Here is a 24,616-nt window from a genome sequence, read left to right as displayed (position 1 = left end):
CCCAGTATAGTTGAGCTCGAGAGTATCGATAGAATTGTTAAAAATCTTCAAAACCTGTAACAATTTTAATTTTAGATAGTCTTATAAGCATATTACATCAATCATCAAATCAATCAAAAAATGAACAAATTATTATTAATTTATGGGTGTTTCTTTATGAGTAGCTCACCCATAGCAGATGAACAAGTAAGTACGGTGAATGCTAATTTAAAAGCCACGCGTACCATTGAAAACAACTTTACAGCATTAAATGTTTATGCTGAAGACAAAGAGAGTGCTCCACTTTACATAATGAAATTTAATATTGAGGAGCCAGTTGAATTAAGTTTAAGTGAAATAGAATTCGTTGAAGAAGAATCAGTTCTGGATTTAGGTTTTGATACTACTGATTACCTTCCTGAAGGTTTTAATCCTTATGAGAGTTTTGTCGACTTAAATAGTATAAGCTATATAGACGAAGAGAATGAGATAGACCTTGGTTTTGATACTGAAGATTATTTACCCGAAGATTTTGATGCTTACGCAAATAATTTCGATTTAAATTCTATCAATTATATAGAAGAGGAAGATATGGAGCTTGGTTTTAATACTTCTGAATATCTACCGGCAGAATTTAATCCTTATACAAGTTATCTTGATATAAAATCAATTGAGTTTTTAGAAAATGATTTTGAGTATGAATTAGGTTTTGACACCTCAAAGTATTTACCAGTGGGTTTTGATGCTTATTCAGAAACCTTAGCCATCAGTTCGATAAACTATATCGAAGAAGATGATATGAATTTGGGCTTTGATACGGCAAAGTATCTTCCCAATAATTTTGACCCGTATGCAAGGTCAAACTAGGTAGGATGTTTTCATTTTATCAAAATTTTTGAGTTAGTTAGTTGAAAGAACCCCGGCAATTAGTCGGGGTTCTTATTTTGATAGGTTTTATAAGCTCTTAACAGAAATATAACAATAAAATCGATGAAGTGTTTTTGTTAATATTACAATAAAAACAATGGTAATAATGCAAATTTAAGCCCATTACACTAACTATTTATCAGTAATTCAAAAGCCTTATTGATAATAATTTTCTTACAGATTTTAGGGGTATGTTAATGAAAGTAAAAAGCATACTAATAATAGATTTTAACAGTTTTACCTTTGAAGAAAAATTGAAAATATATCATTATGAAATATAGAAAATACATAGCAATTGCTTTTATCGGAGCGCTTTTCTTGCCTTTATTGAGTGCTAAAGCAGAAAAGACACCAGTTGAAAAATTTAATATCAAATCAATAGTTTTTGTAGAGCAAGAACAAGAAGAAGCATTTGATTTTGATACTGCTGATTATTTACCGGAAGAATTTAATGCGTACGATTCTAATGAGTCAGTTAATTCATTAAATTTTATAGAAAACGATGTTATCGATTTAGGTTTTGATACGACAGACTATTTGCCTGAAAATTTTAATCCGTACCGTAAATAGAACGATTCATTCTATAGTAAAGGAATACAATATTTTAAGAGCCTCGATAATAATCGAGGCTTTTTTGATAGTATTTCATCGAAAAAATGGGAATATAGTAGAATACAAACCTCAATTTTACCTACTTTGAGAAGCTAATTAAACAGTTACACCACATTTTATTGTATTTAGTCGATACATTTTTGAATTTAGTGTTGTTGTAGCTTGACCAAATCAAATTATAGATTATGAAAACATCAAGATTATCTACCTTACTAGTAATTTTAGTCTTATTCTGTGCCAACCTACTTATTGCTCAAGATGAAGTAAGTCAACGAGAAGTTATTGCTTTATTAGAGTTAAAAGCCAAAACTAAAGGTCATCAATGGACCAATCAATGGGATGAGAGCAAACCCATTTCTACATGGCATGGTGTTACAGTTAAAAATGGTAAAGTTGTTGGTTTAGATTTATCTAACAACAACCTTCAAGGTAAAATTCCGATTACCATTGGTAATTTAAGATATTTAGAAAGTCTGAATTTATCCAATAATAGTATTAAAGGTAAAATCCCAGGTTTATTTAGAAAGTTTGATAATTTAAAAGCTGTTGATTTGGGTAAAAACGAATTGGTAGGCAATATTCCAAACACGATAAACAAACTGCAAAGTTTACAAGAATTAAATCTTAGTGATAACAAGCTTGAGGGTACTTTACCAGAAACAATTAACGAGCTGTCAAAGCTAAACACTTTAGCTCTCGCTAACAATGATTTGGATGGTGCAATGCCATCTGGAATGGAAAATTTAAAGAAGTTGAAAAAACTATATCTTTCAAACAATGAGTTTTCAGATATGAACGGTTTGAGAACCTTATCTGAACAACAATTAGTATTGACTGATTTCAAATTAAAAGATGGTGCTGTATTACCTATTGACTTTACTCAATCTCAAGAAGGATTATCAAAATTAGAATTTGAAGATTACGAGGAAGAAAATTAGTGCCTTGACTCCATAATATTTTAAAAAGCTCCATAAAATGGAGCTTTTTTTATTTAGAATAATAATGGTATTACAAATTGAAATACAACAATTAGTAATGCAACTGCTATTAAATTGAGAATGATACCAACCCGAGCCATTTCAGGTACTTTTACATACCCACTGGCAAAAACTATTGCATTCGGAGGTGTTGCCATAGGGAGCATAAATGCACAACTACTAGCCATCGTTACTGGAATCAACAAATAAAGAATTGGAATTTCTAAGCCTATGGCTATGCCTGCAACGACAGGCGCTAAAACTGCCACCAATGCCACATTACTCATTAATTCTGTCATAAAAAGCATCAAGAGAATAAGTAATGACGCTGTTAATAAGATACTTATTTCACTACTAGCAATGGCATTTGCAACCAAATCTACAATACCGCTAACAGACATACCTTTAGCCAAAGCCAAACCACCACCAAAGAGTATTAAAATTCCCCATGCCAGTTTTGAGGTATCTTTCCAATGAATAATAAAATCCCCTTTCTTTATATTATAAGGAATCGCAAATAACGAGATAGCTGCAAAAATGCTAATCATGGTATCAGAAAGCCCTAAATCAGGAAAAATTTTATTTATAAGGGTTCTAAAAATCCATAAAAAAACGGTTACACCAAAAATTATTAACACCATTTTTTCTTTTCCTGAAGTTGAGCCAAGTTTTTCAAGTTCTACTTGAATCACTTCTTTTGAAGCATTAAATTTCAAGTCTCTATTTGGGAACATCCATTTTACCAATACTAAATAGGAAATGGAAATCATTACAATGGAAAATGGCAGACCCAAGGTCATCCATTTTAAAAAGGAAATTTGAATGTTATATTCATTTTCTAAAAGACCAATAAGAACAGAATTTGGCGGTGTTCCTATTACAGTTGCAATTCCACCAGCGTTGGCTGAAAAAGCAATTCCAAGCATAACACTTAGCGCAAAATTTTTATCATTCTTAGTAAATCCATCTTCATCATTAATCAATAGATTGATAACTGATAATGCAATGGGTAACATAACAACAGTACTGGCGGTATTGCTAATCCACATACTTAATGATGCAGTAGCTATCATAAAACCTAGAACTACTTTATTTGGAGTAGTACCCGTTAATCGTATAATATTTAAAGCGATACGCTTATGAAGGTTTACTTTTTCTAAGGCTAAAGCCATAACAAATCCACCAAAAAAAAGAAACACAATGGGGCTACCATAATTAGCGCCAACTTCTGCAATTGGTAATATTTTTAGTAGAGGAAAAAGTAAAAGTGGCAATAAAGCAGTTACAGAAATGGAGACAGCTTCTGAAATCCACCAAATAAGCATCCAAACTGCAACGGCAATGACATTATCTCCCTCTGCAGAAACTAGTTGAAATGGTAGATTGATTAGAATTAAAAATACGATTGGCCCAAAAATCAGGCCTAGTTTTTTGCTTAGTTCCATGATGATTCTAAACTAGGCTATTTTTTGGAAATAATAAAAAATAGATTTTAACCAACTTTTTTTGCAAACAATCCGTCATCGCGTTTTTCAACAACGAATATCCCCAACTTTGATAGATTTTTAGTGCTTTTATCCCATTTTTTACCGCTAAGACCAGCTTTATTTTTTAATTCTACTAAAGGTAATTCTTCAACAGTTTTAAGCAAATCCATAATGACTTTCTCCTCATCAGTCAATTCAATGGCTTTTTTCTCAGGTCTCATTTGAGGGAAGAATAAAACTTCTTGAATTGATGAATTATTGGTCATTAACATCACCAAACGATCAATACCAATCCCAATACCAGAGGTTGGTGGCATTCCATATTCTAAAGCTCTTAAAAAGTCTTGATCAATGAACATTGCCTCGTCATCACCTTTTTCAGAAAGTTTTAATTGCTCCTCAAAACGTTCACGTTGGTCAATAGGGTCATTAAGCTCAGAATAAGCATTAGCCAATTCTTTACCATTAACCATAAGCTCAAAACGCTCCGTAAGAGCCGGATTTTCTCTATGTTCTTTGGTTAACGGACTCATCTCTTTTGGGTAGTCGGTAATAAAGGTAGGTTGCACATAAAAGTGCTCGCATTTTTCGCCAAATATTTCGTCGATCAGTTTACCAATACCCATGGTGTCATCAACCTCTAATCCTAATTTTTGAGCAACTTCACGCAATTCAGCTTCGTTCATTCCAGCAACATCAAAACCTGTATGCGTCTTTATAGCTTCTAAAATAGGTACTCTGGCATACGGAGCTTTGAATTCTATTTCGTTTTCCCCGACAGTAATTTTTGTACTGCTATTGGTATCTAAAGCAATTTTTTCTAATAATTGCTCAGTAGTATCCATCATCCAATTGTAGTCTTTATATGCAACATACAGTTCCATTACAGTAAACTCAGGATTATGAGTACGATCCATGCCTTCATTTCTAAAGTCTTTAGAAAATTCATATACTCCATCAAACCCGCCAACAATTAGTCTTTTTAAGTATAATTCGTTTGCAATACGTAAGTATAATGGAATATTTAAGGCGTTGTGATGCGTTAAAAAAGGTCGCGCAATTGCACCTCCAGGTATAGGTTGTAGAATAGGTGTTTCAACTTCTAAGTACCCCTTTTCATTATAAAACTCTCTAATACTATTAGTGATTTTTGTACGCTTGATAAAGGTTTCTTTAACCTTCGGATTTACAACTAAATCAACGTAACGTTGACGATAACGCAATTCAGGGTCGTTAAATTCATCATATGAATTGCCATCGGCATCGACTTTTGGAAGTGGTAATGGCCTCAATGCTTTACTAAGCAATGAAAAGTTTTTCACCATAACGGTTTTTTCACCAACTTGAGTGGTAAAAAGTTCTCCTTCAATACCAATAATATCACCAATATCCAGTAATTTTTTATAGACATCATTGTAAAGGCTTTTGTCTTCTCCTGTGCAGATTTCATCTCGATTAAAATAAACTTGAATTCTGCCCTCACTATCTTGAAGTTCAGCAAAAGACGCTTTACCCTGAATTCTTCTTGACATTAACCTTCCAGAGATTACTACTTGATTACCTTCAGAAAAATCATCTTTGATACTCTTTGATGTAGCATCAACAGGAAATAAAGCCGCAGGATATGGGTTAATACCTAATTCACGAAGCTTAGTTAGTTTTTCTCTACGTACGATTTCTTGTTCCGATAACTGCATTCTAGAAAGCTATTAAAAATTAAAGCGCAAAATTACACTTTTGCGCTTTAACTATGGCAAACTAGATTGTTTCACTTAGAATAATTCGGCTTATAAGTTTCACTAGTTAAAATTGCTAACATATCTTCTTCTAAAGAGGCAAGTGGTCGTTCAACTATTCTATTGATTTCTTTGCCATTTTTAAAGAAGATTAGCGTAGGGACTTTTATAATATTCAGTCCTTTTTCTTGACCGCTTGGGCTTTTTTTGTAGAAACCTTTTCTTCTATCAAGTGCAATAATCTCTAAATTTTCTAAAGGGAATCGTGCTTGCTCCAGAATTTTTACCATCCTAGGCATTTCACGTTTACTATCACCACACCAGGTTCCTAAAAAGAGTTTGAGTTGGTAACCTTTTAATTGTTTTTTGAGTAGCTTGGTTAAGGACTTATCAACGGAATAGTTATCGTAAGAACTATTAAACCAGTTTTTATATGGCTCACTTTGAAGTCCTTTCAAATTAATAGGTCCTACGAGAAATTGATGACCTTTTTCTGTTTTAATTTCTTGATTGAGTTTTTGCCCAAAACTTAGGTTGACACTCAGGAATAAGATAATAAGAATACTTGCTTTCATGATTTTTAGTTTTGATTCCAAAAATCATTTTTTAAAAGCCTGCTAACGGGTTATACTAGGTTGATATTCGTACTAGTACCCCGGTTGAATTTGCTAAAAAAGGGCTTTTAGCTCTTCTCTTGAGGTAACGTTTAACTTTTTGTATATGTTATTAATATGTGTTTTTACGGTACTTAGGCTAATAAATAATTCCGCTGCAATCTCTTTATTTGATTTACCTAGCCCAATTTTTTCTATTATTGTTTTTTCCTGAGTAGTAAGGGTGTCGAAATATTTTTTATTGTTTTTACGCGCTTTTTTTCGGTAAAATATACAGGCAATGGTAAGGCCTACAACACCAATCATAATGTATACAATGTAATCTGATAAAACGGAAATGAATGATGTCGTGGTATCTTCGGGCATTATTTTATCCGCTGTGATTTCTCTTTGAAATTGTGTTGTAAAAGAAGTATTTGGATACTTGTTTTTTAATCTATTTAATAACTGGATATAATATTCATTATGTTGAAGATGATTTAGATAAAAAGCATGTGTTTCACTGGCTCTATCAGATAAAAAATTATAGATATAGAGTTCTGCTACAGGTTCACCCGAGTCAATGCCGAACTTTTGTAGTCTTGAAAACCATTTTTTGAAGTTTAAATCTTCATTAGCTTTACTGGGATATTCAAGAAAGTCAAGAATCATTTCTTCTCTAAGAGTATTAATTTCTAAAATAAGGGTCGAGGTATTATTGGTAGAATTGATTTCGCATAATGCTTGATTATTAGCTAAGAGCGGTATCGAAATGGTATCTCTATTCTTTGCTAAAAACAAAAGACTTTCTGTGTAGTTACATTCTTTTAAAAAATGAGCGGTTTTTTCGCTGGTATAATTACAATCATCAATGTGAATGCGATATAAATGATTCTTATCTGATAAATTATCTCCTTCAAATCTAAAGGATCCAAAATTATCTGTGGTTGTAGTACTTATGATTTGATCTAAATAAATTCGAGAGCTTTTTCTATAATTCTCGACAATAGATAAATACACTGTTTGATTTTTGTGATCATCAGAAAGTTGCCCGCTGAATTGGTATTGCCCAAACATTACAAGTGGAGTACATAAAAGCCAAAACAAAAGTGTTCTCATACAATAGAAATCATTTAAAAATAATGGTTTTTTATGTAACAAATGTGGAGTTTTGAATACTTATAAAGTACATCAATCAAAATCATTATATGAGTTTTCTAAGAGTTTTATTAGCCATTATTTTCCCGCCTTTATCGGTCATTGGTAAAGGTTGTGGTTCTTTCTTAATTGTACTACTTTTAACCTTCTGTGGCTGGGTTCCAGGTGTAATTGCAGCACTAGTAATTTTAAATAATCCCAATTAGGTTTTTATGAAAAAAATAAAATATACTGTAGCGATAATTTGTGCATGTTTTATTGTTGCATGTAATTTTACTGAAGAGGTCTATTTGAACGACGACGGTTCTGGTAAGCTATCAATTAATTTTGACGCTAATGAAATGATGGGAATGTTAAGTTCTTTGGATACTCTAAAACAAGAGAAACCGATGGATTCAACAATCGTATTCAAAGATCTTTTGGAAGAAAAAAAGGACAGTATTTCAAAATTACCACTTGAAGAACAAGCAAAACTTAAAAAACTAGAACCTTTTAGCATGCATATGGTTATGGATCCTGAGGTTGGTGAAATGAAGTTTGAATTGTTCAGTGAATTCAAAAATATCAATCAGGTGAATGATGCGTTCAATGCTTTTCAAAATGCAAGCTCTATTGGTCCTATAGCTGGTGCAGGTAGTAAAGCAGGTCCGCCAAAGCCTTCTTCAGAACCTACGACCAAAGTCAATTATAATTTTTCTAATAATAAGTTTACAAGAACTACCGAGATTGTAAACCAAGAGCTATTCGAAAAAAGTTTGGATAGTCTTGCAAGCGCTGAAATGTTTTTGTCAGGTTCTACATATACTTTCAAGTATCATTTTCCTAGACGAGTTAAAAATGTTAATGTTGAAGGCGCTACATTTTCTATGGATGGAAAAACCATGATTTATGAAGTGAGTTTCCTTGATATGATGAAAACTCCAGAAAAGCTAATTTTAGAAGTAGAATTAGAAGACTAAGTTTGGGTTCGTATCTTTGCCTGATGAATAAAAAGGTTCTTTTACAAGATTTAGGACTCAAAGATTATAAAGAAACTTGGGACTATCAAGAACTACTTTTTAAGGAGATAGTTGACTTAAAAATTAAGAATAGGAGAGAGGCGGCTGGCCTTCAAACCCCAAACCATTTTCTATTTGTAGAACACCCTCACGTTTACACCCTTGGTAAAAGCGGTGATATTAATAACTTGCTTATTGATGAAGCAAAGCTTAAAGAGAAAGAAGCTACATTTTATAAGATAAACAGAGGTGGCGATATTACTTATCACGGTCCCGGTCAAATAGTCGGTTATCCTATTTTAGATTTAGATAATTTCTTTACAGATATTCATAAATATCTTCGATTTCTAGAAGAAATGGTTATTCTAACCTTAGCTGAGTACGGCATAAAAGCAGAACGCTCAGAAGGGGAAACAGGTGTTTGGTTAGATGTTGGTACGCCATTTGCCCGTAAAATTTGTGCCATGGGTGTGCGTGCTAGTAGATGGGTAACCATGCATGGTTTTGCGCTTAATGTAAATTCAGACTTAGGTTATTTTGATTTAATGATACCCTGCGGAATAAAAGATAAAGCTGTCACTTCCTTAAACGTTGAGTTAGGTCAAAAGGAAGTTGATATGAACCAAGTCAAACAAAAATTACTTCGGCATTTTGAACTACTTTTTAAGGCTAATTTGATAAAACAAAAAACCCCGGCATAAGCCAGGGTTTTTGTGTTATCATAAAAATTATTTTGAAAAACTAGTCAGTTCCATTCTACTTTCTAATTTCCCTTTCTTATTGTAGGTTTCTTGTTTAACAATTCCAATACCTTGTGCCAGCCATAATTTATCTGATATGGTAACTTTAGCCATCATGGCCTTACTCAAGATGTCTGCAGTTATTACCATGCAATCAAAAGTACCAGCTGGTGTCGTCACAGATTCTTGGGCGACTACTTTTCTATTAGTAGTTTTAGCTTCAACTTTCATTTTCATACCACTAATACTCATTGCAATATTGATATCAGCATCTTTTAATTCTTGTCCAACACTTAGATTATTTGGCAATTCAATGTCAGTTCCGGTAATATCCATTTCAACGTCCATGTCTTTATATTGTTCTACCATTTGGTTTGGCATTAAACTATTGAAATCTATACGAATACCCTCACCAGTGCAGGTGAAATTATAATCCATCTCAAAGGTTTCACTTTTCTTACTACCTTGATAGTTTATGTTTAATGAGGCTTTGGTTTCGCTTCCATTTGTAGTTACTTCCTGAACTTTGTAGTTTGATGTTCCATTCACCTTATCTTTTTTATCATAAAGTTTGTAAGTGAAAGTCGCACCTTCAACCATAGGGTAAAAAGAACTACAATTGTCTTGGGCTTTAATTACAGTAAAACTTATTAATGCAATTAGAATAATAAATTTTTTAAGTTTCATAGTGTATTTGTTATTGTTTAATAAATTCTACTCTTCTGTTCTTGGCTTTACCGTCAAGGTCAGTATTCTCTGCTACTGGTTCAGTTTCACCTTTACCTTCAGTGGAAAGCCTATTGTTGGCAACGCCATAAACAGTCATTAATGCAGTTTTAACAGCATCTGCTCGGTCTTTTGAAAGTCTCATATTAGCGTCATCTGCACCGTCACTATCGGTATGGCCAACAATTTTTAAGTTAATGGTAGCATCTTGTTGAAGAACTTGATAAATCTGTCTGATAATACCCATTGATTCAGGCTTTATGTTTGCCGAACCAGAATCAAATAAGATACCGTTAGTAGAAATTCTACCTTCAGAAATCAATTGTCGTCGTAAATCAACTCCACCTTCAGCTACTTTGAGATTACCTAAAAAAAGACGTTCCTTAGTATCTTTAAATCCTTCTAGTTTGAATTTTAAAGTAGTTACTCTTGTTTCAGTTGGCATTATACGAGGAATATCTACGTACTTCGTTTCATTTACCCAAAGACGAAATCTCTGTTTGTTGACTGCTATTGAAAAATGAGGTTGTTCTAAGACTGCTTTTCGAATATCTGCTTTAATTGAACTGTTAATTCCTCCATTTGTTCTATTTATATGATTGTTCATTGAAATGCCCGAGGCAACATATTGTACATACGGAATGGAAGTTCTTACATAATTATCACCTGTTTTAAATTTTGGATCATCACTTAGTAAAACGCTTAACCTTCCTGAAGAAGAAGTACGATAATCTATACCAACGACCCTGGTGTCAAATTCAATGGTGTATTCTTCTGGAAGTTCGGGTACATCTGGTATATAAAAAATATTGTATCCTGGTTTCAATTCTAACCATTTGGTGGAAGAATCTCCAAGGGTTACAACCTCGCCATTTCCGTTAGTGTTCCACATTGCAGGGAAATCTCCAATAAAGTCATTGGAAAAATCATCAAAAAATAGTTGTTTGTCGCCCGGTACAAAGTCAAATTTGCTATAAACCTCTAAAGTTTTTGGTTCATTTGGCGTCTCATCACCAGTATTTTCATTGCTCTGCTCAGACGTTTTAATAGTTGAATCTGATGAGTTGTTATCTTGTTCAGAAGTGGTTTCAGTTTCTTCTTCACTACTACCGCCTTTTTGTTGGTTTAATAACAATTCCTTAGATGTTTTTATACTGTATTTTAATGCTTTTTTGGCTCGATTTATTTGTAAAGTTGCTTTGCTTTGTTTTAACACACCTATGCCGTCAATATCAGATAGAATATCAGGGGCGCTGTCACTTAGGCCTGTAACATCATCTAAAGCTTGTTCAAGTACATCTATGTCCTCATCGGAAAGAGGAGTGCCTGCTTGGGCGTAACCATCATACATATATACCTTGTCATAAAGGTCGAAGGACTCTCGAACAAAAGTGTCTACGCTATTTACACCAACTCTACTGCTAGGGCGTTTGAGTTTTTTGGTTTGGGCTTGACCAACTAGAGAAAAAATAAAAAAAGCCAGAAGTGCTAATAGCGGACTGCTATTTGATAGTGATTTCATTTTGTTTTAACATTTGATAAGAAGTGACTTAAGGTATGAAAAATACCATTGCGAAAACTATGAAAAATTCTGTTGAATTGTTTTTTGAGATGTATGTTTTGTATTAAATCTTGTATAAGAAGTTGTTAATTCATCTTGTAGACGATAATGGAGTTTTCTTGGTCTTTGGCAACAAATTCTAATTTTCTATCTCCATCCATATCTACCAAATCTATTAGCGAGTTACCGTAAACTGGGAAGTTAGCAATTGATTTTGCCTGGCTATCAAAAAGATAAATCTTTTGATTTTGCAAGTCAGTAACACTAACATAGATTTTATCATAGATATAAAATATTTTTGGCGCGGTGAAGACCCCTATTTCTAACTCCACTTTTTTTCCTTTTATGCTTAAAATGTTCTCATTCATTAAAGCCAGAGTCTTGCTAGTTGCGAACATCCCGTGATTTTCATTGAGATTGAAATTGGTTTTTGATAGTTTGCCCTTGGTGTCAATTTGGTGTAATACGCCTTTTTTATCTGTAACTGAAAATTTGTTTTTATATAAAAACAAATCATTATCCGAGAAATCAATTTTGTCATTGACTTTTAAGCGTTGTTGACCCGCGCGATGGCGAATAGCGAGCGAATTGTTGTCCAAGGCAAAAATGAGATAATCTTTTTTAGCAATTCTAAAATGCTGAGGTGCCTTTATGATGCTACTATTGGCCTCAGTAAATTTAAACCCGTCTACGATTTCTGCTTTGCTATTATACATGTATACTTTTCGACCTTGGGTAACTACAAAACGATAATTCTTTGTGTTTTCGTAATCAAATACCGCTAATGGATTCAAATTACCGCCTTCAAATTTTTTATTGAAAGGTGAGACTTCTTCTCCGTTTCTATCCAAAACAAGAAACTGATTGTTGGTACAAAAAGCCAATTGTAATTTTCCGTTTTTAAAAATATCTACCTGATGTATTTTTCCTCGAATTCTACCTTCTAATTGTTTTTTCCATAAGACTTTACCTGTAGTAGAAATCAGGTATAAAAAGTTATCAGTGTCTTGAACAATTATCTCTTGTTTATTCGTACGATGATTTTTTACAAACTTGGGATCAATAGCTAAATCGGTGTCTAGCTCAAGAGTAAACAATGGTCCTACACTATTATTTTCAACAGTTTTATTGATTTTGGATATTAGTGCTGTAGAATGATAAAAATTTTGATCAGCAACTAATTGTCCAGCAAAAGTGTAATCGTCAAACTTGATTTTTTTAAAATCATCACTTAGCGTTTGGTTGAAATCATTATCTAAAAAGTATTGTATCCCTTTTTGGTTAGCTAAAAAGAGTAATGAAGATTCATTGGCTAATGAGGTCATCGCTGTTTCGTAAGTTCTAGAGGTATTAAAGGTATTTCCGCTTTTAACATTGGCAATGATACTTTGAATAGTTTCTTTATTTGACGCAAATACAAATGAGTTAGAGATAATCGTAGCGTAATTGTTTTCAAAGTCTCTGATTAAAGGGTTAAATGCCTTTGATAACCAGTTCTTATCTTTTATTTCAAATAATTCATTGCCTTGATAACTTGAGGTTTCACCTGATAAATTCGATATTTTTTCTGACAAACCCTCCCCGCCAAAAGTATTAAGAACAAAAGCCTTTTTCGAATTCATGTAAATAATACCGACCTCCTCGACTGTATTAAAAATTGTGTCTTGACTTTTAACTTGGTCCAAGTATGACTTTTGATTGTTTAAAAAAACTTCATAATTACCAAATGCATAAGACACAAAACCGTCTGCGTTTTTTGGCGCTATTTGAGAAATACCATTAGCTAAGGGTGTAGTCCCTTTAAATAAGTTGATAAAATTCTTGGTGCTATCATTGGCAAGCGCCACTCCACTTAATGTTAAAGCGTTTTGATTAGTGGTAAAATCTACAGCGACCCAGTTGGCAAATTGTTTTGGGTTAACTTTTGTAGATTCTTTCAAAAGCCCAGAAAAAATAGTGCTATTATCCTTTAAATTGATAAAAATGGAGGCGGCTTTAGTTGGGTCTGCTGTGGTATAAAGCTTTTCTAAATGTTCATTAGTTGAGTTATTATATCCAGCTCTTATCGAATTTTCAAGAAGCATTAAAGAGGAAGTGACAATGATTTTTTCTTCGATTATTATGCTGAAGAACTCAGAAGTTTCAAGCTGATATTTATTAATGGTTTTATTTTCATAAGTCAATTCTTCAATTCTTTTATTGGCAACATTATCTAAATCAAAAAACTGAGGGTCTTTTTCTGCAATAAAGAAAAATTCAAAATTGTTTTTCCCAAGTTCATAAAAAGCAATAGTACATGTGGTTTCTGGGTTTAAAAAATTGATACCATCAATTTTGTTGCTAATGGTTTGGTAAAGTCTTGTTTTATCTATTTTTGATAATATTTCACTATTCTTAAGCTCACTTTTAAAGTTAGAAAGCGTATTGACTTTTAAAACAGCTGCTGCATTTTGAGGTAGAAATGATAATATGGAGTCTGTTGTTGTTTTTTGTTCTGCGCAAGCTAATATCAGCACAAAAAGGAAGACTATTTTGAATTTCATTGATTCAAGTTTGAACAAAGTTACAGTCTTTGTTAAAACTCAAAAGCTATTTGCTCAGGTAATTGTTTGAAACTTTTTCTATGGTATTTTGTTAAACCATATTCTCGAATGGCATTCCGATGCTCTTTTGTAGGATATCCTTTATTCTTTGCCCAATTATACATTGGAAACTCTTCATGAATCTTTTTCATGTAGGCATCACGGTAGGTTTTTGCTAATATAGATGCAGCGGCAATGCTTAAAAATTTACTATCACCTTTGATGATACACTCATGTGGAATTTGTTGATAAGGCTTAAATCTGTTACCATCAACAAGTATCAATTTAGGTTTTTCTTTGAGCTGATCTATTGAACGATGCATGCCTAATATGGAAGCATTTAAAATATTAATAGTATCAATTTCCGTTTCAAAAACGTGACAAATGCCAAAGGTTAGTGCCTCTTTTTCTAGTATAGGTTTAAGTAGGTCTCTCTTCTTTTCAGAAAGCTGTTTGGAATCATTGATAATACTATTTTGAAAATTCTTTGGAAGAATAATAGCAGCAGCGGTAACCGGGCCTGCAAGGCAGCCCCGGCCAGCTTCATCTGTACCTGCTTCATTTGGGTATTTGTATTGTTTTAAAAGCACAATGCTTTAAACCTGTACCCCAATTCTAAATTCAAAAACTTCAGAAGTAGAAGTATTACCTGCACTATCCGTTGTAACAACTATCCAGTAGTAAGTAGCTCCCGAAACAACGGTCACATCTGCTATGGTAGTCTCGGTCACTGAACCAATCGAAGTAGTTGGTTCGGCCTCAGTTCCAAAAAACACTTCATAACTAGCGATATCATTATCAACATCACTACCACTCCATTCTAGATTTACGGCCGTTGTGCTCATTGGTAAATTTACCCCTCTTGCCGGAGCTATTGCTTCAGCTGGGAAAGGCGCATAATTTTCAACCCCTGGGCCTTCGTTGTAAAAACGGAATGTACCACTATCCGCAGTATCACGGGTACCATCAGCACGAGAAGTAATAAACCAAGAATAGGGCACACCGCGTTGAATGGTAGCGGTAGCTTCATTAGTATCTGAATTAACAAACGTAGCTGAATTGGTATTCAAGTTTGTTATAGTCACGGTATAGCGATCTGTGTTTTGAGACGCGTTCCATTCAAAAGTAACTTCGCTAAGGTTTTCATCATTTACATCAACAATACCGGTATTACACTCGGTATTATCTTCAGGAAATATCAAAGTGGCCGCACTCGGAGCTGGAATTACCGGCTCATCATCACCACCCCCTGTTGGCGGAGGGGTAGGTGTATCATCACCAGAACTGCTGCTGCTGCAACCAACCATAAAAATAACAGCCGTTAATATGCTTATATATCTAATTGTATTTAATTTCATTTTCTTAAGATTTTATAATTCAACAACGAATTGTCAGTTTTAATGTTAAGGATGTAAATACCCTGCGGCAAACCACTAATGTTCATATTAATATATCCACCATTGGGTTTGTAAAAGTCACCCATTACTTTTCTACCATCTGTTGAGAAAATAGATGCTTGAATTTCATTAAATTCATCGGACCCTAAAAACACATTAAGGTTCTGACTGGTAACTGGGTTTGGATATACAAGAATCTTATCACTTAAAACAATGGTTTCTTCATAAGTGCCTTGACAATCTTTATCAGTTCTAACTGAAAGAACATTTTCAACATTTTTCAGCTGTAATGTAATTTCATCTTCTGTCGTAATAAAAGCTTCACCGTTCAATTCAATTAAATATTCTCTACCTCCTTTTAAACTAAGTACCACTTCGCTTTTGAGCGAACTCACTTTAGAACTCACGCTTAAAGGCTCTGGTTCTGTAATAGTAATATCAAAACAAAGTTCGTAGCCGGCTTGACCTTCTACTGTTAGGCATAAGTTATAATTGCCCGCAGATAAATCATTAAAAGTAGTCTCATCGGAAAAGGCTGCAGCTGTTGCCATAGCATCAGTATCAGTTAGTGTTGCAGTATAATTGAGTGTCGCATCAAGAGCACTAACATTTACAGTTCCATTGTTAGAGGCAATACACGATTCTCCAGTACTTCTAACGCTAAAATTATTAGCAGGTAATGTGAAAATTACACAACCATCAACATCGACAACGGAATCTGCTGGTGTTTCCGCACAAATATCAGCATCGTTCGGCACGCCATCACCATCAATATCATCATCACAAAGGTCTCCAATTCCATCACCATCAAAATCTGCTTGGTCTGGATTAGCTGTAAACGGACAATTATCATCAACATCTAAAATACCATCATTGTCATCATCCGCATCACAGAGATCACCTTCACCATCACCGTCATTATCTGCTTGGTCAGCATTGGCTACCAACGGGCAGTTATCATCAACATCTAGTACGCCATCATCATCATCATCATCATCATCAGTGAAGCCTTCCATAACAAAATCATCTACAATAACTCCTTCTTGATTAACAGAAAAATCAGATACAAAAACAATTCCGAATTGGATATTGGTTGCACCTGTTAAGTCGGTTTCTCCATTTGCAATATTTGCTACAAAATCATAAGTATATTTTGTCATTGTTGCATTGGTGCCTGTCCATTGGGCTCCTGGGCAATTCTGACAATCATTAGCAGCACCCGAAGATGCATTAGTTCTGTCACTATTGTACCAATTAGGTTGACTGTCTATAGAACCCAGTACTTCAAAAGTTTGATAATTGTCAGTGGAATAAATTACATAGACGATGTCCCAATTTTCTTCTAAATCATAAGCCATTTGGAAACTTAATTTAGGAGCTAAAATTGTTGATATATCATAACATCTACTAAAAATGATACTAGTTGTTTGGTCAGGGTGGTTGCCATCTAAATTAGTACCATACACCTGAGTTCCTGAGCTAGCAGTGTTTAACAGAGTTCCTTCAGGTACTCCACGTTCCCATAATGCAGGACTATCTATCGGTGTAGTTCCTATTGTATTGAACGCAAATAACGAAGTAGCATCTGTTTCCATATCAAAGAGCTCTTCACCGGCACTTGCTATATTAGCAACAAAAACAGGTGCCTGTCCAACGTTGTTGTCGTCAAAAGCATCATCAACAATATCCACATTGACTGTTAATAATGAAGCTTCTCCCGCCGTTATGTTGGTTAATGCTGGTAAATCAAAAGTTGCTGTCCCACCACTAGTGATAACATTTGAATATGTGAAATTTTCATCCGTATTGCCATTGATGTTATAGGTGACATTCACTTCTGCAATGTCATTTACTCCATTGTTTTCAACAGTAATTGATGCAATGACGTCGTCACAACTAACTCCGCCAACTGCAGTAGTACTTACTTCAATAAATTTTACATCATTCGCTGCCGCCTCAAAAGGTATGGGTGATGTCCATACACCTGCACCATATGTGCCGGCAACAATTAGTCCTTGATCCAAATCTATCTCTAAATCCGCTACCCCCATATTTGGTAAGTTGGTAGAATACTGTTCCCATTCTGTTAAGGTGTCATCCGTACGAAAAACGCCTAAGCTCGTTCCAACATAAATCGGATTATTCGCAGCTCTACCTTGATGAACGATACTAAAATATGCCTGATCTGTCGGTAGGTCATAGGTGATATTTTCAATACTTACTAAGGTGTTGCCATCAACTGTAACTTTAAATACACCTCTTTCAGTAGGTTGACTAGAATCAGGAGTTATACCTACAGTCCTTGCCGTCGTTAAATAAATAACACTTTCATTATTACTATTAATGGTAATATCTGAAATTTGAGTTGCTATCGGTATAATATCATCATTAGCATCTCGCTCATTAAGTACTACAAAATTAGCTCCTGCGTCTTCACTTCTGTATAGTGTTCCAGCATCAACGGCGTAAATAATCTGTGGGTTCTTTTGATCAATCTCAATATCATCAATATTACCATTAGTAAAGGCATCTGTTGTAGCTTCCCAAGATGTTCCTACCAATTTATACATTGTATCAAAACCTGAGTATACCGTACCTTCACCATCTATGGCTAAAGGGGTCACCCAGTTTCCTTGTGCAGGTGAACCTACCGTGGTAACTGTTTGGCCTAAATCATCTGTTATCCATAAGAATCCAAATTGCGAAAAACCATAGGCAAGGCTGCTATTGGTCGGGTCTATTTCGTAATCCATACCATCACCTCCAGAATAAATATTCCAAGAACCATTATTGTACACAAATCCGGAATTATCTTGGGTTCCACCTACTATGATGTCTGCATTATTTTTAGCAATACCAATACGATAGAATTGAGTAATATCTAAACCTTCATTTTTACTGGTGAAAGTAGCACCGCCGTCATCACTTACATAAATACCACCATCAGTACCTACGAAAAGGTTGCCGTTAAAAAACTTAAAAGTATGGTTGTCAACGTGCGTGTAAGCTGGACCTACGTTATTGTCGTTGCTGTTTAACCTAGTAAACGTGTCTCCACCATCAGTTGTTTTCCAAATATTGATGGCACCGGTATAAACTTCATCGGCATCTGTTGGAGAAACCGCAATAGCCAAGTCATACCAAGCTTGATCTCTTTCTATAAGGTCTGTTTCGTTAAGGGTTTGTGTAAAAGTTTCTCCACTATCAGTAGATTTAAACAAACCTTGATAACAAGTATCACAGTTAAAGATGTCTGAGAATAAAAGATAAAGAACATCAGGGTCTGCCGGTGAAACACCTATAACAGCACGTCCACCATCATCTGGTAGGATATCGGTAATTCTATCAAAGGAATCACCTCCATCGGTAGATTTAAAAAATACAACATCGCTACTACCAGTAGTTCTGGTTTGTCCTGTAACGGCGTAAATTGTATTTGGATCACCTGGTTTTAATCTAAAATCAGTGATGTTCCCAGTTCGTTTTACTTCCCAAGTTACACCACCATCAATTGATTTTTGAAGGCCTTGTGTACCACCAACCCAAAGAATGTTAGAATCTGTGGGGTCAATGAAAATTTCATTAAGTTGATCAAAGTTTTCTTGAGTGTCTGGGCCTAATCCGGTTGGAGTCCATGTCAGTCCAGCATCTTCACTTTTAAAAACACCAATACTATAGTTGTCACCAGCATCGTCATCACCCGTTGCGATAAATATAATATTCGAATCATTAGGGTCTACAGCAATACCAGAAATTCCTATCTGAGGAAACTCTTGAAAGGTGTTAATCCAATTGTCACCGGCATCAGTTGATTTCCAAAAACCACCTGAAGGCGCTCCAACATACCATATATCTGGGTTATTAGGATCCACGGCAATCGCATTTACACGACCTACTCCAGGTTGTCCAAAACCAGATGTTCCCTGTGAGCTTGTTGCCAAAGAGGTCCAATTACTTGTTGGATTTACTGGGCCTGCATTATTCTGCAATTGTTCCCAACTCTCCCATTGTTCTTTTGCTGTTGGCAAAAAACCATCTGGTTTTACAAAATGAGACCAGTAGTTTCTCCAACGCATAAACGGTTTAAATCCGCTGCCCTGTTCTTTACTCTTTTCTTCTTTTCCTTTCCAATAGTTGTCAAAGGCATTTGTAATTTCAGCAAAAGTGTAAACTGGTGTTTGAGCAGTACTGCCTGCTCTTCCTTTTGTTACTTGTGCATTTTTCTCTTTCAATTCTTTCATCCAAGGAGCATTCGCATTGTATTGAGCGAATGTGAAACTTGAGATCAAAAAACCAAGCAATAGTAATTTTTTCTTCATTTGATTTTTTTTAGCTATCGAGGGGTTAAAATATGGAATTTTTTAGGTTTTTTTAAGAAATGCAGATTTTTTTAGGTAAAATCATAATTGACCTACAGTTTTTTGAATAAAACTTTCACATTTCGTTACGAACAAAATTAAATACCTTTGTCCCTCCAAGCAGTTTAAATGAAGTATTATTTCCTGTTCTTATTCTTTGTCGGTCTTGTTTATTCATCTTATGGGCAAACTGATTCTACAGCTACTTTAAAAGAAAAAGAAATTATCAATAATCCAAGACTAGGACAGTTGGATTCTCTTGGTGGAAGAAAGACCAAAGAGAACTATGGAAATAAACCAGATGGTTTAAAAATTGAAGATTACAAAATCATCTCAAACAACAGAGACACGACATTTTTAGATACTACCTTAACCTTAAAAAAGGAGTATCGGTATAATTTTTTGCGTGAGGACGATTTTGAGTTCATGCCATTTTCTAATATTGGACAACCATATAATGCACTGGGTGTGAATCTTGAAAATAAATCCATGTACCCAGGTATTGGGGCTAGGGCTAGACATTTTGGCTTTTTTGATGAAGATGATGTTTATTATTACAATGTACCCACGCCAATGACAGAGCTTTTTTTTAAGACCACTTTGGAACAAGGACAATTGTTAGATGCTTTATTGACCTTTAATACTTCACGAAGACTTAATTTTTCTATAGCCTTTAAAGGTTTCAGATCATCAGGTAAATACAGATTTGACCAGGCTGAGTCTGGTAGTTTTAGAACCAGTTTTAATTATCGTACGGCCAATAATAGGTATTGGCTTCGTGGGCATTACGCTTCTCAAGATATCGAAGCTGAGGAGAACGGTGGTTTGTCAAATAAAGAAGATCAATTTGAATCTGGTAACGAAGACTTTATTGATCGTTCTCGTATAGATGTAGTGTATACAAATGCGACGAATAGAGTGCTGAGTAAACGCTATTTTTTAGATCATCAATTTAATGTGGTGCGACCTAAAAAGGATAGTTTAAAAACAAGATCGACCCTTCTTGCAATTGGTCATCAATTTAATTATGAATCTAAATTTTATCAATTTCTCCAAAGCTCAGCTTCCTCAACTTTTGGAGAGAATGTATTAAGTAGTCCTATAAACGATAAGGCAACCTTAAAAACAATGTTTAATCAAGTTTCCGCTAAATTTTCAAATGAAACATTAGGCAGCCTATCAGGTAGCATTAATCTTTATAATTACCAATATTTCTTTAACAGCCTCTTAATAACTGATGAACAAACTATTCAAAACAAGATTGATGGTGATGAGATTGCTTTAGGTGCAGATTACAAAAACACCATAGGAAAACTTTTTCTACAAGGAAAATTGCGGTACAATCTTTCAGGCGATTTAACTGGAACTCTATTTGATGGTTTTGCCAAATATCAGCTAAATAACAATAATAGCCTAACAGCTGCTATACATGGTTCTTCTCGAGCTCCAAATTTTAATTTTTTATTATATCAAAGTGATTACGAGAATTTTAATTGGCAGAATACAGAACGTTTTGAAAAACAACAAATACAGACCTTAACTTTTGGTTTTGATTCTAAACTATTCGGAACTCTTGAAGCTAAATATTCCGCTATTGATAATTATACCTTTTTTGGGCTCGATGATTCCATTACAGATGATGACTTTGAAAATGATTTAGAAAATGCTTTTGTAAGACCTAAACAAGAATCCAATACAATTACCTTTTTAAAGGTGAAATATAACAAAGAGTTTAAGTACAAAAAATGGGCTCTGAATAATACCCTTATGTATCAGAATGTCGGACAAGACAATCAGGTATTAAATATTCCAGATTTTGTTACAAGAAATACCCTATATTATTCTGATGATGTATTTAAAAAGGCTATGTACATTCAGACTGGGGTAACCTTCAAATATTTCACTTCATATAATATGGATGCCTATCATCCATTATTAGGTGAGTTTTATGTTCAAGAGCAAGAAGAGTTGGGAGCTTTTCCAATGATTGACTTCTTTATAAATGCCAAGGTTAGGCAAACGCGCATCTATTTAAAAGCAGAGCATATTAATACAATTTGGAGCAAAGATTATAATTATTACAGTGCGCCAAATTATCCATATCGAGATTTTGTTATTCGTTTTGGTTTAGTTTGGAATTTCTTTTCATAAAATTCAGCAAAAATTAGAGCTCTTAGCAACTGAAAATCAAGGGGGTATTTTTTTAATTAAAAAAGAGTCAAAAAAATAGTTGTTTTTGTTTTGTCTGGTTAAAAAAAGGTTTTTATATTTGCACCCGCTTTGCCGATGAGGTGAGTGTTAAATGAGATAAAAACCGTAGGGGTTTTTATTTTTTTTGAGAAGGAATAAAGAAGTTCATATACATATTGGAATAGACAGCGTAGAAGAGAATAAATAAAACCATTTTGAAGTCAAAGAACTTAGAGGGGTTGATGTAGGTATCGCGAGATATTTAACGATCAACAATGAAGAGTTTGATCCTGGCTCAGGATGAACGCTAGCGGCAGGCCTAACACATGCAAGTCGAGGGGTAACAGAGGTGCTTGCACTTGCTGACGACCGGCGCACGGGTGCGGAACGCGTATGGAACCTACCTTTATCAGGGGAATAGCCCAGAGAAATTTGGATTAATGCCCCATAGTACTGTTTGATTGCATGATTAAATAGTTAAAGATTTATCGGATAAAGATGGCCATGCGTACCATTAGTTAGTTGGTAAGGTAACGGCTTACCAAGGCAGCGATGGTTAGGGGCCCTGAGAGGGGGATCCCCCACACTGGTACTGAGACACGGACCAGACTCCTACGGGAGGCAGCAGTGAGGAATATTGGACAATGGAGGAGACTCTGATCCAGCCATGCCGCGTGCAGGATGACGGCCCTATGGGTTGTAAACTGCTTTTATACAGGAAGAAACCTTTCCACGTGTGGAAAGCTGACGGTACTGTAAGAATAAGGACCGGCTAACTCCGTGCCAGCAGCCGCGGTAATACGGAGGGTCCGAGCGTTATCCGGAATCATTGGGTTTAAAGGGTCCGTAGGCGGGCCTATAAGTCAGGGGTGAAAGTTTGTGGCTCAACCATAAAATTGCCCTTGATACTGTAGGTCTTGAGTTATAGTGAAGTTGCCGGAACATGTGGTGTAGCGGTGAAATGCATAGATATCACATAGAACACCAATTGCGAAGGCAGGTGACTAACTATATACTGACGCTGATGGACGAAAGCGTGGGGAGCGAACGGGATTAGATACCCCGGTAGTCCACGCCGTAAACGATGGATACTAGCTGTCGGGACTTCGGTCTCGGCGGCCAAGCGAAAGTGATAAGTATCCCACCTGGGGAGTACGTTCGCAAGAATGAAACTCAAAGGAATTGACGGGGGCCCGCACAAGCGGTGGAGCATGTGGTTTAATTCGATGATACGCGAGGAACCTTACCAGGGCTTAAATGTACATTGCATAGCGTAGAGATATGCTTTTCTTCGGACTATGTACAAGGTGCTGCATGGTTGTCGTCAGCTCGTGCCGTGAGGTGTCAGGTTAAGTCCTATAACGAGCGCAACCCCTACCGTTAGTTGCCAGCATGTAATGATGGGGACTCTAACGGGACTGCCGGTGCAAACCGTGAGGAAGGTGGGGACGACGTCAAATCATCACGGCCCTTACGTCCTGGGCCACACACGTGCTACAATGGCCGGTACAGAGGGAAGCCACCACGTAAGTGGGCGCGGATCTATAAAACCGGTCACAGTTCGGATCGGGGTCTGCAACTCGACCCCGTGAAGCTGGAATCGCTAGTAATCGGATATCAGCCATGATCCGGTGAATACGTTCCCGGGCCTTGTACACACCGCCCGTCAAGCCATGGAAGCTGGGAGTGCCTGAAGTCCGTCACCGTAAGGAGCGGCCTAGGGCAAAATCGGTAACTAGGGCTAAGTCGTAACAAGGTAGCCGTACCGGAAGGTGCGGCTGGAACACCTCCTTTCTAGAGACGATGCGCCTAATTGGCCCCGTTTTTTGACTAAGGAGTGGTTCTTACTCTTTTATGTTGTCTATCAATATGTTATTTAAAATATTGTGTACTGTTGTAAACAGGCCAAGACAGTCTCATAGCTCAGCTGGTTAGAGCGCTACACTGATAATGTAGAGGTCGGCAGTTCGAGTCTGCCTGAGACTACAACGTTCATATAATTGAAATACTGAATAGGAAATTCTAGAAGTTGGGTAGTAGTTAAGTACTAACTGCTAAATACTAATTACTAACGACTAGTAATTGGGGGATTAGCTCAGCTGGCTAGAGCGCCTGCCTTGCACGCAGGAGGTCATCGGTTCGACTCCGATATTCTCCACGATGGATGCTTTAAAAAGTAGAATCGAGATTGAAGGAAACAAAAGAAGCTTGCTTTTAGTTGTTTCTGAGATAAGATTTTTTTAATGCATTCTCAAGATTAAAGTTTGAGGAGCAGCGTAGCTACTTTGATATTCTGATAATCTTGCACAACGTTCATTGACATATTGGGACGTATTATAAAGACACGAGTCATTTATAATAAGTCAAAAGAAGAAACTTAAGTAGTAGAATAGAATACAATAAGTTAGAAGTAATTATAAGGATTACGAGAGGGCGCATATATCAAGTGATATATAGTGCGACAAGCAAATTAAGGGCGTATGGGGAATGCCTAGGCTCTCAGAGGCGAAGAAGGACGTGATAAGCTGCGAAAAGCTACGGGGAACTGCACACGAGTGTTGATCCGTAGATATCCGAATGGGGCAACCCACTATG

Annotated in this window: 17 protein-coding genes, 2 tRNA genes and 2 rRNA genes (1 of these 21 running past the window's edge); 11 read left to right on the top strand and 10 right to left on the bottom strand. The window is 35.6% G+C overall.

The window, feature by feature from the left end; all coding sequences use genetic code 11:
• Positions 1-120: 120 nt before the first annotated feature.
• The 3 genes from RM520_RS12785 (at position 121) to RM520_RS12775 (ending at position 2,456) form a co-directional block, all read left to right on the top strand.
• A complete protein-coding gene (locus tag RM520_RS12785; RefSeq protein ID WP_311388254.1) occupies positions 121-846 on the top strand; it encodes a hypothetical protein in 726 nt (241 codons plus the stop codon).
• 330 nt (positions 847-1,176) lie between these two features.
• Positions 1,177-1,476 carry a hypothetical protein gene (locus tag RM520_RS12780; RefSeq protein ID WP_311388253.1) on the top strand — a complete coding sequence of 100 codons (300 nt, stop codon included), beginning with the start codon at positions 1,177-1,179 and terminating at the stop codon, positions 1,474-1,476.
• 227 nt (positions 1,477-1,703) lie between these two features.
• On the top strand, positions 1,704-2,456 hold the full coding sequence (locus RM520_RS12775) for a leucine-rich repeat domain-containing protein (protein WP_311386060.1): 753 nt from the start codon (positions 1,704-1,706) through the stop codon (positions 2,454-2,456).
• 53 nt (positions 2,457-2,509) lie between these two features.
• Here RM520_RS12775 and RM520_RS12770 read toward each other — a convergent pair whose 3' ends face one another.
• From RM520_RS12770 to RM520_RS12755, 4 genes are all read right to left on the bottom strand, one after another.
• Positions 2,510-3,940: an SLC13 family permease gene (locus RM520_RS12770; RefSeq protein WP_311386059.1), complete on the bottom strand. Its 1,431-nt coding sequence runs from the start codon at positions 3,938-3,940 to the stop codon at positions 2,510-2,512.
• Between the two features lie 47 nt (positions 3,941-3,987).
• Positions 3,988-5,679: a lysine--tRNA ligase gene (gene lysS / locus RM520_RS12765; RefSeq protein ID WP_311388252.1), complete on the bottom strand. Its 1,692-nt coding sequence runs from the start codon at positions 5,677-5,679 to the stop codon at positions 3,988-3,990.
• A 71-nt stretch (positions 5,680-5,750) separates the two neighbouring features.
• Positions 5,751-6,293, bottom strand: a complete 543-nt coding sequence (locus RM520_RS12760) for a TlpA family protein disulfide reductase (protein WP_311388251.1) — start codon at positions 6,291-6,293, stop codon at positions 5,751-5,753.
• A gap of 93 nt (positions 6,294-6,386) precedes the next feature.
• Positions 6,387-7,430 (bottom strand): response regulator transcription factor, encoded by a 1,044-nt coding sequence (locus RM520_RS12755; RefSeq protein WP_311388250.1) that lies wholly within the window; start codon positions 7,428-7,430, stop codon positions 6,387-6,389.
• 89 nt (positions 7,431-7,519) lie between these two features.
• Here RM520_RS12755 and RM520_RS12750 point away from each other — a divergent pair, with 89 nt between their 5' ends.
• The 3 genes from RM520_RS12750 to lipB are packed head-to-tail and all read left to right on the top strand — an operon-like array spanning position 7,520 to position 9,168.
• Complete coding sequence (locus RM520_RS12750; protein WP_083467550.1) at positions 7,520-7,675, top strand: YqaE/Pmp3 family membrane protein; 156 nt, start codon at positions 7,520-7,522, stop codon at positions 7,673-7,675.
• Positions 7,676-7,681: 6 nt separating this feature from the next.
• A complete protein-coding gene (locus RM520_RS12745; RefSeq protein WP_311388249.1) occupies positions 7,682-8,428 on the top strand; it encodes a hypothetical protein in 747 nt (248 codons plus the stop codon).
• A 23-nt stretch (positions 8,429-8,451) separates the two neighbouring features.
• Entirely contained in the window at positions 8,452-9,168 is a 717-nt protein-coding gene (lipB, locus tag RM520_RS12740; protein ID WP_311388248.1) for a lipoyl(octanoyl) transferase LipB, read from the top strand.
• Between the two features lie 27 nt (positions 9,169-9,195).
• Here lipB and RM520_RS12735 read toward each other — a convergent pair whose 3' ends face one another.
• The 6 genes from RM520_RS12735 to RM520_RS12710 form a co-directional block, all read right to left on the bottom strand.
• Positions 9,196-9,894, bottom strand: coding sequence for a TapB family protein (locus RM520_RS12735; protein ID WP_311388247.1), 699 nt, complete (start codon positions 9,892-9,894; stop codon positions 9,196-9,198).
• 10 nt (positions 9,895-9,904) lie between these two features.
• Positions 9,905-11,455 carry an OmpA family protein gene (locus tag RM520_RS12730; RefSeq protein ID WP_311388246.1) on the bottom strand — a complete coding sequence of 517 codons (1,551 nt, stop codon included), beginning with the start codon at positions 11,453-11,455 and terminating at the stop codon, positions 9,905-9,907.
• Between the two features lie 125 nt (positions 11,456-11,580).
• Positions 11,581-14,037 (bottom strand): DUF3352 domain-containing protein, encoded by a 2,457-nt coding sequence (locus RM520_RS12725; protein ID WP_311388245.1) that lies wholly within the window; start codon positions 14,035-14,037, stop codon positions 11,581-11,583.
• 32 nt (positions 14,038-14,069) lie between these two features.
• Positions 14,070-14,666: a ribonuclease HII gene (rnhB, locus tag RM520_RS12720; protein ID WP_311388244.1), complete on the bottom strand. Its 597-nt coding sequence runs from the start codon at positions 14,664-14,666 to the stop codon at positions 14,070-14,072.
• Between the two features lie 6 nt (positions 14,667-14,672).
• On the bottom strand, positions 14,673-15,434 hold the full coding sequence (locus RM520_RS12715) for a hypothetical protein (RefSeq protein ID WP_311388243.1): 762 nt from the start codon (positions 15,432-15,434) through the stop codon (positions 14,673-14,675).
• Positions 15,431-19,792: a thrombospondin type 3 repeat-containing protein gene (locus tag RM520_RS12710; RefSeq protein ID WP_311388242.1), complete on the bottom strand. Its 4,362-nt coding sequence runs from the start codon at positions 19,790-19,792 to the stop codon at positions 15,431-15,433. The genes RM520_RS12715 and RM520_RS12710 overlap by 4 nt, the downstream gene beginning before the upstream one ends.
• 168 nt (positions 19,793-19,960) lie before the next feature.
• On the opposite strand from RM520_RS12710, the gene RM520_RS12705 reads away from it, so the two are divergent.
• The 5 genes from RM520_RS12705 to RM520_RS12685 all read left to right on the top strand — a co-directional run.
• Positions 19,961-21,982, top strand: a complete 2,022-nt coding sequence (locus RM520_RS12705; RefSeq protein WP_311386047.1) for a putative porin — start codon at positions 19,961-19,963, stop codon at positions 21,980-21,982.
• 311 nt (positions 21,983-22,293) lie between these two features.
• Positions 22,294-23,815, top strand: a 16S ribosomal RNA gene (locus RM520_RS12700).
• A 118-nt stretch (positions 23,816-23,933) separates the two neighbouring features.
• Positions 23,934-24,007 (top strand) — tRNA-Ile (locus RM520_RS12695).
• A gap of 98 nt (positions 24,008-24,105) precedes the next feature.
• Positions 24,106-24,179: transfer RNA gene (locus tag RM520_RS12690), tRNA-Ala, on the top strand.
• A 300-nt stretch (positions 24,180-24,479) separates the two neighbouring features.
• Positions 24,480-24,616 (top strand): 23S ribosomal RNA (locus tag RM520_RS12685) (it continues 2,682 nt past the right edge of the window).
• Together the 16S and 23S rRNA genes with 2 tRNA genes alongside form the textbook arrangement of a ribosomal RNA operon.

The sequence above is a fragment of the Croceitalea vernalis genome (genome assembly GCF_031846405.1).
Classification (GTDB): domain Bacteria; phylum Bacteroidota; class Bacteroidia; order Flavobacteriales; family Flavobacteriaceae; genus Croceitalea; species Croceitalea vernalis.
The sequence above is the reverse complement of the archived record's forward strand: the minus strand, read 5'-3'. Positions and strand labels throughout refer to the sequence as shown.